Origin of the sequence: Pseudoalteromonas sp. CH_XMU1449-3 (genome assembly GCF_037027245.1) — a bacterium.
GTDB lineage: Bacteria > Pseudomonadota > Gammaproteobacteria > Enterobacterales > Alteromonadaceae > Pseudoalteromonas > Pseudoalteromonas shioyasakiensis.
The window spans coordinates 167,511-182,697 of record NZ_JAYMDY010000003.1; the positions used below are offsets into that span (position 1 = coordinate 167,511).

At 40.8% G+C, this 15,187-nt stretch carries 16 protein-coding genes; 5 read left to right on the plus strand and 11 right to left on the minus strand.

Annotation, left to right across the window (positions count from 1 at the left end):
* Window positions 1-5 precede the first annotated feature (5 nt).
* From WA256_RS05685 to WA256_RS05710, 6 genes are all read right to left on the minus strand, one after another.
* Complete coding sequence (locus tag WA256_RS05685; RefSeq protein WP_062565449.1) at window positions 6-1,040, minus strand: DUF2955 domain-containing protein; 1,035 nt, start codon at window positions 1,038-1,040, stop codon at window positions 6-8.
* Between the two features lie 13 nt (window positions 1,041-1,053).
* Entirely contained in the window at window positions 1,054-2,115 is a 1,062-nt protein-coding gene (locus WA256_RS05690; protein ID WP_335989634.1) for an HlyD family secretion protein, read from the minus strand.
* Between the two features lie 4 nt (window positions 2,116-2,119).
* Window positions 2,120-2,596, minus strand: coding sequence for a MarR family winged helix-turn-helix transcriptional regulator (locus WA256_RS05695; RefSeq protein WP_335989636.1), 477 nt, complete (start codon window positions 2,594-2,596; stop codon window positions 2,120-2,122).
* A gap of 135 nt (window positions 2,597-2,731) precedes the next feature.
* Entirely contained in the window at window positions 2,732-3,208 is a 477-nt protein-coding gene (locus WA256_RS05700; RefSeq protein WP_335989638.1) for a TlpA disulfide reductase family protein, read from the minus strand.
* Window positions 3,205-4,095 (minus strand): spermidine synthase, encoded by an 891-nt coding sequence (locus WA256_RS05705; protein WP_335989640.1) that lies wholly within the window; start codon window positions 4,093-4,095, stop codon window positions 3,205-3,207. The genes WA256_RS05700 and WA256_RS05705 overlap by 4 nt, the downstream gene beginning before the upstream one ends.
* On the minus strand, window positions 4,080-4,706 hold the full coding sequence (locus WA256_RS05710) for a fused MFS/spermidine synthase (protein WP_058584358.1): 627 nt from the start codon (window positions 4,704-4,706) through the stop codon (window positions 4,080-4,082). Before WA256_RS05710 ends, WA256_RS05705 begins: the two co-directional genes overlap by 16 nt.
* Before the next feature lie 192 nt (window positions 4,707-4,898).
* Between WA256_RS05710 and WA256_RS05715 the strand changes: the two genes are divergently transcribed.
* Window positions 4,899-5,357, plus strand: coding sequence for a GyrI-like domain-containing protein (locus WA256_RS05715; protein WP_063530197.1), 459 nt, complete (start codon window positions 4,899-4,901; stop codon window positions 5,355-5,357).
* 69 nt (window positions 5,358-5,426) lie between these two features.
* Here the strand turns inward: WA256_RS05715 and WA256_RS05720 are convergent, their stop codons facing one another.
* Window positions 5,427-6,089 carry an FMN-dependent NADH-azoreductase gene (locus WA256_RS05720; RefSeq protein ID WP_335989644.1) on the minus strand — a complete coding sequence of 221 codons (663 nt, stop codon included), beginning with the start codon at window positions 6,087-6,089 and terminating at the stop codon, window positions 5,427-5,429.
* A 119-nt stretch (window positions 6,090-6,208) separates the two neighbouring features.
* Here WA256_RS05720 and WA256_RS05725 point away from each other — a divergent pair, with 119 nt between their 5' ends.
* From WA256_RS05725 to WA256_RS05735, 3 genes are all read left to right on the plus strand, one after another.
* Entirely contained in the window at window positions 6,209-7,057 is an 849-nt protein-coding gene (locus WA256_RS05725) for a LysR family transcriptional regulator (protein WP_335989646.1), read from the plus strand.
* 70 nt (window positions 7,058-7,127) lie between these two features.
* The gene (locus tag WA256_RS05730) at window positions 7,128-8,138 is read left to right on the plus strand and encodes an alpha/beta hydrolase family protein (protein ID WP_335989648.1); all 1,011 of its coding nucleotides are present in this window, start codon (window positions 7,128-7,130) and stop codon (window positions 8,136-8,138) included.
* Window positions 8,139-8,365: 227 nt separating this feature from the next.
* Window positions 8,366-9,442, plus strand: a complete 1,077-nt coding sequence (locus WA256_RS05735; RefSeq protein WP_335989649.1) for a hypothetical protein — start codon at window positions 8,366-8,368, stop codon at window positions 9,440-9,442.
* 158 nt (window positions 9,443-9,600) lie between these two features.
* Here the strand turns inward: WA256_RS05735 and WA256_RS05740 are convergent, their stop codons facing one another.
* From WA256_RS05740 to tmpT, 3 genes are all read right to left on the minus strand, one after another.
* A complete protein-coding gene (locus WA256_RS05740; protein ID WP_335989651.1) occupies window positions 9,601-11,931 on the minus strand; it encodes a S9 family peptidase in 2,331 nt (776 codons plus the stop codon).
* A gap of 94 nt (window positions 11,932-12,025) precedes the next feature.
* Window positions 12,026-12,826 (minus strand): DODA-type extradiol aromatic ring-opening family dioxygenase, encoded by an 801-nt coding sequence (locus tag WA256_RS05745; protein ID WP_063530203.1) that lies wholly within the window; start codon window positions 12,824-12,826, stop codon window positions 12,026-12,028.
* A 112-nt stretch (window positions 12,827-12,938) separates the two neighbouring features.
* Window positions 12,939-13,571 carry a thiopurine S-methyltransferase gene (tmpT, locus tag WA256_RS05750; RefSeq protein ID WP_063530204.1) on the minus strand — a complete coding sequence of 211 codons (633 nt, stop codon included), beginning with the start codon at window positions 13,569-13,571 and terminating at the stop codon, window positions 12,939-12,941.
* Between the two features lie 97 nt (window positions 13,572-13,668).
* On the opposite strand from tmpT, the gene WA256_RS05755 reads away from it, so the two are divergent.
* Window positions 13,669-14,550 (plus strand): LysR family transcriptional regulator, encoded by an 882-nt coding sequence (locus WA256_RS05755; protein WP_063527529.1) that lies wholly within the window; start codon window positions 13,669-13,671, stop codon window positions 14,548-14,550.
* Here the strand turns inward: WA256_RS05755 and WA256_RS05760 are convergent.
* The gene (locus tag WA256_RS05760) at window positions 14,545-15,120 is read right to left on the minus strand and encodes a DJ-1/PfpI family protein (protein WP_335989655.1); all 576 of its coding nucleotides are present in this window, start codon (window positions 15,118-15,120) and stop codon (window positions 14,545-14,547) included. The two genes, WA256_RS05755 and WA256_RS05760, sit on opposite strands and share 6 nt — an antisense overlap.
* Window positions 15,121-15,187: the final 67 nt, after the last annotated feature.

Here is a 15,187-nt window from a genome sequence, read left to right on the forward strand (position 1 = left end):
AATCTTTAATCAAACGTGTGATGCCTAGTCATTGCAAAGCGATTTAAGATGTGATGCATTATATACACCGCACATAAGCTCAATAGTATGGCCACAGACACCGACGAAAAACGATAGAGCGCACTGTAAACCAAATCTTGCCCCGGCCCTAATGACTGGCCAAACAAAATACCAAATGTGGTGATAATACCAAAGCCAACACCCGGAATACCGCCACCAATTATGTGATAACGACTAAAGATAAAGGTCAAAATCCACAGAATTAACGCAGGAAATATCAAAATATCTGTATGGTTATACAAAAATAACTGTGCCACTAACGCTAAGTTACAACCGATTAAGGTGCCTATCGCGCGCTGCCATGCAGCCATACCTGCCGCTTTCCAGCACAATGAAAACAATATCAGTACCGAGGCTGCTTGAGCAGAGATAGAGTCTTGTAAATCAAATACCTGAAATACAACAAATGATAAAGTCGCAACGGTTGAACAAAGCAATACTTCGTGGCGTATACTTTCTTTTGCTTTCTCTGGCATTACCCGACCTTGCCGTGGTGCAACATCAGGGAATAAACCATGCATTAGCATCGAAAACAGCACAGTTACGACAACTGCAACAGCGTTACTAATGATCAGCGGATAAATACTGACACCACCGCCGGTGTAGGTCGAAAAATGCAATTGAATCGACAAACTCACCACCGTTGTGGCGCCAAATAAAAAGTTAGCGCCACGGCTCATTTGATAGAACAAAAAGGCAAAGGCTATAAAGCTCATCATTGTCATTACAACAGGCAAGTGTGCAAACAATCCTTGTACAACCAGCACAAACAGCGCACTGAACACCGCGCCTGCGTAAAACTGACGAATAATATGCATGTTAAGCACAGGCACTAAACCGAGTAGTAGCATAGGGTAAACAGTAAAAAAGATGCCATTCGGCCAGTTCATCAATTTTGCCAGTGAAAACCCTAATGCTGAGCCCGTAGCAATGCGCAGCGCTTGGCGCAAGCCATTACCATCGAGTTGCAATACTGACATAACTCACCCAGCCTTAGTAAATGAAGTGCAGAACACTAATTAAGCGAATTTGCATGCTTGCAAACCAGCTACCGATGCTAGAGTCAGGCAGAAGTTGCACAGTTGCACGCGCACCACTTGGAAATTTAGCCAGCATCTGGTGTTCATCTAGTTGAATATGGATACGTTGACGCTGTGCATCTCGTACCCAACGGTTGCTGCTTTCAGTAGCACTGAGTAAACCGTTAGCATTAAGCTGGCCATCACTCACACCCGCTTCAAAACTAACAATTTTGCCTGTAAACACTTTGCCCGGTAGCGCATCAAAGCTGACTTTTGCAGTACTACCAATTTGCACGTGAACTAAAGACTTTTCACGAAAATCAGCCACTAAATCAGCTTTATTAGCAACAATCGCCATTAACGGCTGGCCCTTATTAGCATAGGTACCCGGTGTTACTTGTAAGTTTGCTGTTTTACCGTCGATATCAGCTGTCACTGTGGTGTACGACAGGTTTAGTTTCGCTTGTTCAAGCTGGTTTTGAGCATGACGAAGCGCTAAATTGTCATCCCCTATTTTACCGCGCGCTAATTTAGCCTCGCTAAGCTGGGCTTCAATTGCAGCCACATTGGCTTTGCTTGATTGATAGTTCGCATTGATAGTTTCGTACTCTTGCTCTGAAATAGAACGCTTTTTCAGTAGCGACTCACCGCGTTCAAACAGCAACGTTTGCTCATGTAGCTTAGCTTGAGCAGCCGCTAACTGTGCTTCTATTGCTTTCACACTACTATCTAAACGTTGGTTTTGTAGTTTTGCATCATCATAAGCAAGCTCAGCTTGTTGTACAGCAAGCTCGAATGGCTCATCGTTAATCTTAAACAAGGCCTGCTGTTTTTCGACAGCTTGATTATTAGTCACTAACACGTCAGTCACACGACCACTTACCTGTGGGGTCACTTGCACAACCGGATGATACACACGGGCCTGCGGTGTAACAGGCATATACAAATCGGCAATCACAAAATATAAAAATAAAACAATAAAACCCGCTAAAGAGATTTTTACGTAACGGGCAAACTTTTGATCTGGTGTCATGACGTTACTTATCTCCTGAATAATGACGGATACACTGACGGGCATTCTGTTCCATCTGAATTAAGCCATGCGCCATGGTATCGAGTTGCTCAGTGGTTAAATCGGCATAAAGGTGCTCTTTCACATCGGCAATAATCACCTGCAATGTGTCTAACAATTGTAGACCTTGCTCAGTGAAGTACAGACGTTTACTGCGTTTATCTTCAGCGTCAGCTTTACGAGCAATAATCTCTTGTTGCTCAAGCTGCTTAATAGTGCGAGTTAGTGAAGGCATTTCAATGCCTAAGCTATTTGCCAACTCTTGTTGCGTACAACCTTGGTTTAAATGAAACAGGTGCATCATCGCAGTCCAGCGAGATTGAGTAAGGCCCAAAGGCTCAACCGCCAAAGTGACAGCATCGCGACATAAACGATGCACACGGCCCATACTGCCGCATAATGTTAAATCAAGAGTTTCGTGAAAAGGGGGAGTGGAAAACATGATGCGCTCCATTTACTTAGCATGCTAACTATTTTAATATAGTTAGCATGCTAAGTAAATATTAGTGCAATTAATAAAATAGATAGCTGTGTTCGATAAAAGCGAACAACAGCAAAAGTTATCTGATAGATAACACTATTTAGCAATTAACTCTTTGATATGGCTTTCATAGAGGTCTAATTTATCAGCAACAAATCCTGTGTGTTGGAACCGTACTACGCCTTCTTTATCGATTAAAAAGCTGCTCGGCATCCCTTTAAGTTGGTATTGTCTGCCAATAACAGCATCTGGGTCATAAATAATATTAAAGTTAACTGCAAACTCAGCTAAAAATGCATCGGCATCACCGCGTTCAACATCAATGTTTACAGCAATCACTTTAAGCCCTTGCTGTTGATACTTGCTCTGCATGGCAATAAACCAAGGAAATGACCGTCGACACGGGCTGCACCAAGACGCCCAGAAATCGAGTAACACGACTTTCCCTTTGTATTGATTTAATAGTTTAGACAACTGCTGCTGACTTGCAGCTAAAGGTGGGGGTGAAGGGTGCTCTGCCATAGCAGCAGAGCTGGTAAATAAAAGACATGCAATTAAGGCGTATTTGATCATTGATAATTTAATAAATTCGCTGGTGAATATTGGTCAGTGAGCACCTTGGTATCCGATGGCCAATCTTGATTACCCTTAGTATAAAACAAATGCTCGCTGAGTAACTGCAAATCAACATCGTACGGGGTTAACTTATTTGCGAGTTTGTTGACGCGTTCGGCTAACTGTTGCTGGCTAGGCATAGTCTCAAAGCCAGCTAAAATAATGCGATTAGAGTTTTCATCGGTCACAACATTAACAAAGTCACCAAACACATCGAAGTAAGTTGCCGACTCATGCTGGTACAATTTACTCGATGAAAAAGTATTTGCAGCGACAATACCGCCATCAGCCAAAACACTTTTTACTTCCGCAAAAAACTCCTTAGTGAGGAGGTGCTCAGGGATATAATCGCCGTTAAAGGCATCAAGAATAATCCAATCGTACTTTTGTTTTTTAAGTGCGGCACGTTTAATAAAAATTCGGCCATCTTGCACCTTAGACGTTACGTTATTAGTTTCTACAAAGCTAAAATAATCACGGGCAACTTTTATTACCGCGGGGTCAATTTCGACATTTTCGATATGAGCGCTAGGGTAAAGCTCATGAATGGTATTAGAGAGTGAACCTCCTCCTAAACCTATGATCAGTACATTTTTAGGGTCATCAATAAATAGTAAGCTTGCGAACGTCATTTTGGTGTAATTAAACACCAGCTTTTTAGGCTCACTCTTATACATACAACTTTGCGTACTTTTACGGGTTTTTTCGTTAAATTTTAAACACAGTAAATCGCCAGTCTTCTCCACTAAAATATTTCGATAAAGCGAGCGCTCTTTATGTATTACTTCTGCCAAGCTGCTAAAAGGCAGTGTCATGATCAAACAAAGCGTTACGACTCTAAACATACAGCACGCTCCTTCGTTTTTAATTGACTAACCGCAATTGCAAGCAAACCAAGCGCGCCTAATACCGCAGCAAAGGTTTTAATGATGTCGTTAACATCGAATGCTAGCACCATATAAAAAGAGGTAATAATCGTGCCAAGGGCGCTTCCTAAGGTGCTCACAAAATACAAACCACCGGCAACCTGACCACTTTTTTCATGATCGGTAACCAATAATCGCACTGAGTAAGGTGAGATCATGCCGAGTATTGTTGTAGGAATAAAAAACAACGCCGTTGATGCCAGCAACGAGCCGTAACGACTGTCTTCAATATGGGTGAAAATAAAGGTCATAATTGGCTCAGCAAACAATACTATTGGCACCACCATAATACTCGCTACAAAGAAAATGAGACCATATTTAGTTAACGAAGGATTGCGGGTTGAGAGCTTACCGCCAAGTAAATAGCCGAAAGATAAGCTCAACATAAATACAGTGATAATACTGCCCCATATATGCACACTGCTACCAAAGTACGGCGCTAAAATTCGCCCGCCTAAAAGCTCAATTCCCATAATGCAAAAGCCGCTACTAAAGGCTAAAAAGTAGATAAGCGCATTGATTTTATTCATTAAACACCCGCTGATTTTGTTGTTATTTTACCCATCTTAACCTGATGCAGATAAGGATGCCATGACTGTTTTTTAAGCTGTAAAGGCCGTTAACAAAATATAGTCTTTTTAAAATAAATAATTAAAAAGGCTAGGTTAAAGTACATGTGCTCTGGTATTTTACAGGGAACAAATTAAGCAAGGATAAATGCAATGGATCAGCAAGTAACACACATCAATATCGACAACCCAACGACTTTATTTGGCCTCAAAGTTCGCACCAGCAATATGAATGAAATGAGTGGGGAAGGTGCCAAAATAGCGGGCCTATGGCAGCAGTTTTACACAGACATAGCGCCAAAATTAGCGCCATCTAGCCAAGTTTATGGCGTGTACACTCATTATGAATCTGATGTCACAGGGGAGTTTGATGTCTTTGCGTGTACTGACCTGCGAGTCACTTTGCCAGAGATAGAACAAACTACACTCGCCACTGGTAACTACCTTCGCTTTAGCGGCAAAGGTGCAATGCCACAAACCGTTATCGATGTTTGGGGTCAAGTTTGGCAGTACTTTAGTAATGAACAATGCCCGCATATTCGAGCATATAAAACTGACTATGAGTTTTATAAAAGCAGTGAAGAAGTTGAAGTATTCATTTCGGTTGAATAACGCGAAACCCATTTTTTAGTGTAAAGCCCCATTACAGATAAAGCCGCTTATTGCGGCTTTGTTGTTTGCTTAATTGGCGTATCTAAGCGCTAATTGTTCAGCTTTAGCATAAGCGTTAGTCAAAGAGCGTTGATGTCTTTGGTCGTTAAATTCTTGATACTCACAGGCAATTTCATCAATGTGCTCAGCACCTAAATACTTACTCAAGGTTTTAATGTGCGGCACTAAATGGCTCATACTCTCTCGTATACCACCTACCTCAAAGCCAAACTCACCCGTTGAAGTAATAACCAGCAAACGTTTACCTGTTAACAATGGTTGCAAAGGAAAATCCCCCCGCTGCAAATCAAAATCAAACGTTTTATTTATCCTAACGATTTGATCAAACCATGCTTTTAATTGCGCAGGCATGCCATAGTTATACATAGGCGTTGATATCACGATGGTATCAGCCTTAACCAACTCATTTATCAATTCATCTGATTCGGCCAGTACTTCTCTTTGCTCAAGTGTTAACTTGTTGGCTGGCGTAAACACAGCAGCAATCCAAGATTGATTAATAAATGAAGGTGGATTCATTCCAACATCACGATAAATATACTCAGCTATAGCATTGTTTTGCTGTAAATGATTTACAAATTGCTTAGCAATATTTTTAGAGATTGAATCGTGATTAGGGTTTGCATTTTTAGCTGAACGCACACTAGCATCAATGTGTAGCAGAGTAGTCATAGTAAATGCCTCATTAGTTAATGAGTTGGTATCATCAATAAATAAGGGCTATTTAACAAACGAGTTATTATTTACCATAAGTAAGTTATACTCATCTATAAATTTAGGTGGGTTCAACTATGCATATATCATTACAAGCTTTAAAAACCTTTGAATCAGCTGCACGATTAGGTAGCTTTAAAGCAGCCGCCGCTGAACTTGCGATTACGCCTACAGCGGTATCGCACCACATTGCTAATCTAGAAAACCGGTTGAATACTGATTTATTTCATCGCGAAGTGAGAAAGATTACCTTAACTCCATCAGGCGAGTACCTGAGTCAAAACACAACTAGCGGCTTTAAACTTATTTTTGCGGCAATAGAACAATTAAGCCAAGCAAATAATCAAGTACGCATCACCACAACATCGTCTCTAGCAGCCCTAAGGTTAATACCCGCTTTAGATGAGCTTTATAGCGAAAATCCACATTTAAAGCTCGATATATCAACCAGTGAAACTTTAGATAAGCAACTGCATACCTTGCCTGTTAGGCTAGGAAATAGTGAGGAAGTAAACAAAGCAGATATCATCAAATATGAGCGCTTTGATATGTATGCGGCAAACGCACAACAAAGCGCTCCTTGGCTTGATAAACAGGTTAATTTATACACCAGCCAATGGAAAAATAATGCCCTTCCAGCCCCACCATTAACGCAGTGGCTCAAAGTAAATAACCTAAGTGATTCATGTTTCAAGGTAAAAACATTCGATCAAGAGCTGTTTGGTATAAATCAGGTGCTCGCCAATAAAGGTGTAGTGTTTTGCTCAAAAACCTTAGTACAACCTTACCTAGATGCAGGGTTACTAACATCGTTTAATAGCCAAAATGTTGAGTCAAAACTGTGTTACTACATTCCCGAGAAATCTCGCTTTGAAACAGCAACACATAACGTTGTGATTGAATGGCTTGAGCTGTTACTGAATTAATGATGTACAAATAACCATCATTTAAGTTACTGTGGTTTAGTAACTTTTAGTCACCAATAAGGATGTTGTTGTGTATAAATTACTACTCTTTGCCAGCCTATTTCTCGCTGTTTTTTCTACCAGCGCAGCGAAAATTATCGATGATGAACACGTCACAAAAGAAACAGACTGCTTCACAGGTATCTTTGCTGACTATGATTCGTGGCATCAATTTATTGCGCAAAAGAATAAACGCAAAGCTAAAAACGAAGAAGCATACTTAAAGCGCATTAAAGCCTTTGAAGAAACCTTTCCACAAGATATGTTCGATAACTTTAAAGCTAATTTAACCTGCCATAATTTTAAATATCAGGTCGATAATGTTGAGGTGCTTGGTTATATCATCAAACCTAAAGTCATCAAGAATAAGCTCCCGGTATTAATTTATAACCGCGGCGGTAACGGTAATTTTGGCAGTGTTTATTTTGCAGCAATGATGCGCAATTTATTTCCTTTAGCAGAGCAAGGCTTTGTGGTTATCGGCAGCCAATACCGCGGAACACTAACTAAAAATGATGATTTAGATGAGTTTGGTGGTAAAGATGTTAACGACGTACTTGCGCTTATCGGTTTTATTCCTCACATAGCAGGTGCAGATGAAAACCGTATTGGTATGTTAGGAGCAAGTAGAGGCGGCATGCAAACCCACCTTGCGATGCAACACACAAACAAGATAAAAGCCATTGCAACCATTGCGGGGGCGACTGATTTAGTCAAAGAGCTTACGTTTAGACCTAACATGGAAAAACACGTGTATGTGCGTCGTATCCCCAACTATAAAGAGAACAAACAAGCAGAACTTGAAGCACGCTCTGTGATGAACTGGGTTGATAAGCTATCACCTAAAGTGCCCATATTACTTATTCATGGCAGTGACGATAAACGAGTATCGGTCGAGAACTCAATTCAATTTGCCAAAGCGCTAGATAAGCATCAAATACCCCATAAACTTGTGGTGTATGAAGGTGATAACCATTTTTTAATGAACCATAAAGAACAACTAGAAACAGAGCTAGTTAATTGGTTTAAAAACTATTTGTAAGTTTAAAGGGTCAAAACCCTCTCTAACGAACTAGCTAACAAAGTTTTTAAAGCCATTATGAATCAAAAGGTAAAATCTTGAATAAATTTTATCTTGATAAGATTATTATCAAGTAAGGTGTTATGGTGAGTATTTTTTAATACTACTAAATCAGGCTTTATAGACAATTACATATTATCTATCAACAAGCTAAAAGAATAAATGGGTCTCTATTAAGGAAACTAAAAATGACAAGGAAATGGCTTTTTGCATTATGCTGCAGTATTTTTTCAAGCTCAGTCGTTGCGGTAACTATTGAGGATGTGAATGTAGCAATTAATGATACTTTCAATTATTTACATTCTAATAAATCTATCACAGAGATCGATGAAAAACGCCTTCAAAATAATATTGATATCCTTGAGTCAGGCCCTCGAGAAATGACATTTTCTCCTGAAGATTTTGCAATCATACTACGCGCTCAGTTAAATGCCGCCGAAGCTATTAATAGAAAGTACAAATTTAATAACCTTCCTATCGATGTTTCTCAAGTACAAAAACTACTTAATAACTTAGATGACTTAAAAGAAGTAACTGACTCATATCTAGGTGACCTTGAATATACTGCGGGACAAATTTCAGCTCATCAATTAGATAATTACAGCTTAGCTTATCGTTATTGGTCAACGTGTGGGGAATCAGGTCATGCTGGGTGCATGAATATATTAGCATCTAGCTACGAAAGTGGTGAATTTGTTGTGGAGCAAGATCTTGATAAAGCAGTCTATTGGCATTCCAAAACAATAAATACCGGTATACGTTGGATGTGTGCAGGACTGTTTTCAGCACGCCGATTAGCAATCCTTAATACAATAGGCATAGAGACTCATAAATCAACATCTTTTTGGCTAGATACAGCTTCAGAACTGAGAGCAAAATTAGCAACTCATACGGATAAACCAGGTGTCTGTGATGAAGACAGTGAATATTTGCTTAACTATGTTTTACTTGGTTTTGATGATAAATGGCTCGATAAAATAGCAAAAATAAAACTAGATTCAAAAAATATAGTTAATAATGGCCGAGAAAAGTATTTATCTCTTTTTAGTAAGGCTAAAACGATTGAAGAATTACAGCCAGCGTTAGATATTATGTATGATGACAATAGACGCTGTATTGGCGCAGAGGAATTTGCGTTAAAAGTACGAAGAGATAGCACAGCATTGAGTCAAATTTTAAACTACGTATCAAATTTAGACCCTGAACAATGTGCTGCAGAAAAATATACCATCAACCGCCTACACCAACAAAGTATGGCAGATTAAAAGAGAGACCATGTCACTATAGAATTACAATAGATAAAACTTTTTCCTTATCAAATTTATACATAACCCTCGTAATTTTTTCGTGTAACGGGGGTTTACAGTTTGCATAAAAATACCGCAGCTTAGCATCTAAGCCGCGGTTTTTAACTAAAGCATAATTACTTATTTAGTAGATGCTTTTCGAAGAAGTTAGCCATCATAGTGTGATAGTGAAGGGTAGTGCCTTTACCTTCTCGGAGGCTGTGAGAACGGTTCGGGTAAGAGAAAAACTCGAACTGTTTATTGTGCTTAACTAATTCGTTAATTAAACGCTCTGAACCTTGGTAGTGTACATTATCATCTCCGGTACCGTGGATCAGTAGCAACTTACCTTGCAGGTCTTTTGCAAAGGTGATCGGAGACGTGTTGTCGTAACTTTCAGGATCGGTATTTGGGTTACCCGCATAGCGCTCTTGGTAGATAGTATCGTACAAGCGAATATCAGGCACTGGGGCAGAGGCAATCCCAACTTTATATTTATCACCATGGCGGAATAACAAATTAAGCGTTGAACTACCACCACCTGAGTGACCCCATACACCAACACGGTCGCTATCAATGACATCCCAACGTTTTACCATTGCATCTAGGGCGTCAACTTGGTCACGCACGGTTATAGAGCCTATTTTTTTGTAGATAGACTTACGCCAATCTCTGCCCTTTGGTGCGCGCGTGCCGCGGTTATCAACTGAAGCAACAATAAAGCCTTGCTGAGTTAGATACGACTTGTATAAGTAACTGTTACCTTCCCAGCGATCTTGTACTGTTGAGCCCCATGGCTCACCGTAAACATAGAAAACGATTGGGTATTTTTTGCTTTTATCCATATTCGCTGGGAACATGATGTAGCCATCAAGCTCAACACCATCGCGAGCATTAACCGTAAAGAACTCGTGAGTCGGTAATTGCTCAGTCGCTAATTTCTCTTTTAATGCTTTGTTCTCAACTAAGGTTTTCACATTACTGTGATCGCTTACTTTGATGATCTCTTTCATTGGTGGGGTACCAAATTTAGAGAAAGTATGCATTGCCCAAGAGGTATCTTTAGACATGTAATAGCTGTTTGAACCATCAAATGACGCAGGCGTTACGCGCACCGGTTTAGAGCTGCCATCAAGCGAGGTACGGAATAAGTAACGCTGGCCCGGATCATCCGGTGATGCAGTAAAATACATAACGTTTTTATCTTCGTTGAGCGCTAACATATCAATGATGTCGTACTCGCCCGGTGTTAAATCGACTATCGTTTTACCATCGCGAGATACACGGTACAAATGGCGCCAGCCATCACGCTCACTGTGCCAAATAAAGAACTTACCGTCTTTTGACCAGTTTGCTTTATAAAACCATTCAATAAAGGCATCGTCTTTATCTTCAAGAATTTTAGTCAGCTGTTGTTTTTGCCAGTCGAATAACCAAACCTTATTGTGGCTTTGCGGGCGGTTAAGATCTTGGATCATCAAAGATTCACCAGTGCCTGCCCAGCTAATACGTGGAATATAACGATCGCGATTATCGCCACCTAGTTCAGCCCAGCGAGTTTTCTTGTCGCTAAGACTTACCACACCGACTTTAACCGCAGAGTTCATCTCGCCGGCTTTTGGATACGGAAATTCTTTAAGGGTAGGGTAGAGATCATCGGTGTTATTGATCATGGTGAAGTATTTCACGCCACTGGTATCAAGCTGCCAATAGGCAATTGATTTGTTGTCTGGACTCCAGCGGAAACCATCACGAATAGTAAATTCTTCTTCGTACACCCAGTCAAAATTACCATTAACAATGGTGTCGTTACCGTCAGTGGTTAAAGCAGTCACAGCCTTGCTGCCGACTTTTTCCATGTAGATGTTGTTATCACGCACGTAAGCTACTTTTGAGCTATCTGGTGAGAACTTAGCAAACATCAGCTTTTTCGCTTCGATGTTTTCGCCACCTAACTGATATAGCGAATCAGTTTCAAGGTTTAAAAGCCAAAAATCACCACGGCTACGCGAGCGCCACACTTGCTCGCCATTGGTAAAAACCATCAGCCATTTACCATCTTTAGACCATTGATAGCTTTCAACAGTGAGTGGCTCTTTCTCACCTTTGGGAATTAATTTTTCGTAGCTAACAAGTACCTTACGACCCGTGCCATCAGCGTTATAAAACACAATATCATTGCCTTTTACGCCGTGCTCGTCGTCTTTAGCTTTATCGTCTTGGTTGTTTTTATCGCTTTCGCGCTCTTCAAGTACCGTATAACCAGTACCATCATCGAGCCACGTAAAATAGGTGCTACGCTCAGCTTTAAAGTCTTTTTCTTTATAAATTTGTTCAAGCGAGAGCGGATTAGCCGTCGCGTTCACTGTTGCTGATGGCGTGCTTACTTGCTCTGTACTTGAGCATGCTTGCAAACCTAAAGCCGCAACCACAGCAAACGCAAGGGTTGATGTTTTTATTAAGTTCATTTTGTTGTTCCTAGGTTTTAACTTACCTAGCGTACCAAATTAGATGAATAAAATCTGAGCCTTTATCGTGTTATCTGGGGGGTTGAACTTAAACTCAATCGTCCCACAAGAACATACTGGCTTGCTTGTTGGCAATACGTAGTTCGTAGATACCACTACAAGGGCGCATCGCCGCACCATAGCAAACATGTAACGGCAATAAGTGCTCTTCTCGAGGATGACTAAAACGCGCTGCAGGGGCCATTTGCCATTCTAATAGCTTAGCTTGTCGCTGCTGTTCACTCAGCTCAGTATTGCCACAGACATCAACTAACCATTGCTCAAAAGCCATATTTTGCGCTTTAATTTCAGCGGTTTCAGGGGTGAAAAATGCGCGCATATTATGAAAAGTAAAGCCAGAACCAATGATCAATAAATTATCGTAATCAAGCTGTTGTAAAGCCTCACCTATCGCTAGGTGTAAGCTCGGCTCAAGGCTTGGATGTAACGACAATTGCACACAAGGTATATCTGCTTCTGGATACATAATTTTCAAAGGTACATACATACCGTGATCAAAGCCACGAGATGGGTTTAATGTGCTATCGATATTAGCTTTTGCCAATGCCTGATGCACTTTTTCGGCAAGGGCTGGTTCGCCAGGGCTTGGGTACTCAATACTGTAAGCAGGCTCAGGAAAACCATAGTAATCATAAATTAGCTCAGGAGCAGCGCTCGAAGTGATGCTAATTGGGTTCGCTTCCCAGTGCGCACTCACCATCAAAATAGCTGACGGCTTTTGAATTTTTGCAGCAATAGACTGCAAACAAGTGACCATATCGGCATGACTTGGATCGCCAAGTAAAGGCATAGGACCGCCGCCATGTGAAACAAAGAAAACGCGTGGCTTTTGCATAAATGTGCTCCTTAAATACACTAATCACTATAGTGCACGCACAGAGATACAAAAACTAGCCAGAAAAACGCACAGCTAGAGTGTGAATTTACACATTATGAGTTTGTAAGCACTAACTTAGACTCCAAGCTACGTTCATGGCAGGGACTTGCCCTCTTAAGCCACCTTCTAGAGGCTCTTTGCACAGTAATGTTAGTTGATAAAAAGCATCGTAGTGCTGATGTAGCTCATCGGCGACCACACTAAACGGCGGGCCCGAAAACTCACTTTGCTGATACTCAAATACCACCACTAACTGCTTTGCCCTATTGGTCAACTCTAGTAAATGTTGGGTATATCGAATGCGCATCGGCTTTGGCAGCGCAACTAAAGCGGCACGGTCATAAACCGCGTTGATAGTGCCAAGTTCATTCGCGGTAAGCGTAAAAATATCACCCACCCAAACGGTTAGATTTGCACCTTGGTAACGTAATAGTTCGCCATGTTGGCTAATTTCGGGTTCAAGCTTTAACTCATCAAATAACTGCTTAATGGCAATTTCACTAAGCTCAGCCCCTACAACACGCATACCTTGCGCTAGCAAATAATGAATGTCGTGAGTTTTTCCGCACAGTGGCACAAAAACAGTATCGCCTTGCTGTAAATTTAAGTTAGTAAAATACTGATCTAGATAACGATTAACGTCTCCCTCGTGAAAACCTATTTCGTTATTTTCCCAACGTTGATGCCAATGCGTTGCGTCCATTAGTTGCTCCTAAAATGTTTCAATAAAAACATGATAACTAATTACAAAAGTGATAAAAATAGCAAGATAAACAAACTATGATTGCATAAATGAGAACATGATTGACGATATCGCTCTATTCATACAGATTGTTAAACAAGGTGGCCTGAGTAGCGCAGCTGAAAGTTTGTCGCTACCTACCGCAACTGTATCGAGACGCTTGCAACGACTTGAGCAACACCTAGGGGAGCAGCTATTAAACCGCTCAGCAAGGCAATGCACGTTAACGCAAGCAGGGGAGGTGTATTTTCAAAGTTATGTTGAATTAATTGAGCAATTTGAACAAACCCATCGCCAGCTTAATGAGCAAAAAGCAAAATTGTCAGGAAAGCTTAAAGTTTTAGCACCTCTGAATATTAGTCATGGTTTCTTAAAGCCAATGTGGCTCGCATTTACTAAACAGTACCCCGATATTCAACTTGAGCTGCTACTTAATAATCAACTTGAGGATCTGAGTAAAAGCCAAGCTGATATAGCGATAAGAGTAGGGCCACAGGCCGATTCTATGCTTCATCAAAAAAAGTTAGGCAGTGTTGATACTTTATTTGTAAGCACTAAAGCATACCTTGATTCGGCACCTGCCTTAGAAGAGCCAGCTGATTTAAAACAGCATAGGTTAATTGGCACCACACTAAGAAGTAAATGGCAGTTGACCAATACACAAACGAATGCAACTTATAACCATATGTGCCGATTTGCGAGCACTTTTAACGACACTGGATTTGTAAAATACTTAGTTTGTGATGAGCAAGGTATCGCTTTGTTACCTCGGTTTGAGGTAATAGATGAATTAAAATCTCAGCAACTAGTTCAAGTATTGCCGCACTGGCGAGGCGAAAACCGCGACATTTATGCGATTTGGCCAAGCGCACGTTTGCTGAGTAAAAAGGCTGCCTGTTTAAAACAGTTTATAACCGACTACATTGCTGAAAAATTATAAAGTCTGCCATTGATACTCCATCTGTTTAGCAGTCAACAAGGCGTGTTCGTAGCTAATAAACTCAGCGACTAAAGCCAAGCTCATATCAATGCCAGCAGAAATTCCCCCAGAGCTGGTAAACTTACCATCAGTGACCCAACGAGTATCTGCAATCACATTGAGATCAGAAAACATAGCAGCCAGCTCAGGTTGATCTTGCCAATGTGTCGTGACATTTTTACCACTTAAAAGCCCCGTTTTAGCAAGCAAAAACGCCCCTGTACAAACACTCGCAACACGCTTGGTGTTAGTGGCTGTGTTTTTTAACCAAGCAATAACCTCTGCTTTTTCTAGCTCTCGTGTATGGTCGCCACCAACCACAACAAGTAGATCTAGCAAAGGGCAGTCAGCAAAGCTGTAATGGGGGTTTACACTATAACCACCGCGGGCAAGTACAGGACTATCACTTTTGGCAATTAAACTCACTTGCCAATCATTATTCGCTAGGCACTTAGCAGTACTAAACACCTCAAACGGACCTGAGAAATCGATTACTTCGGCATCATCATAGATGTAAATTCCAATATTCATACAATTATTCCTATTATGTGGATTTATTTCTCAAGTAAAAAAACGTACTATGCCATTTTTGCAGTTC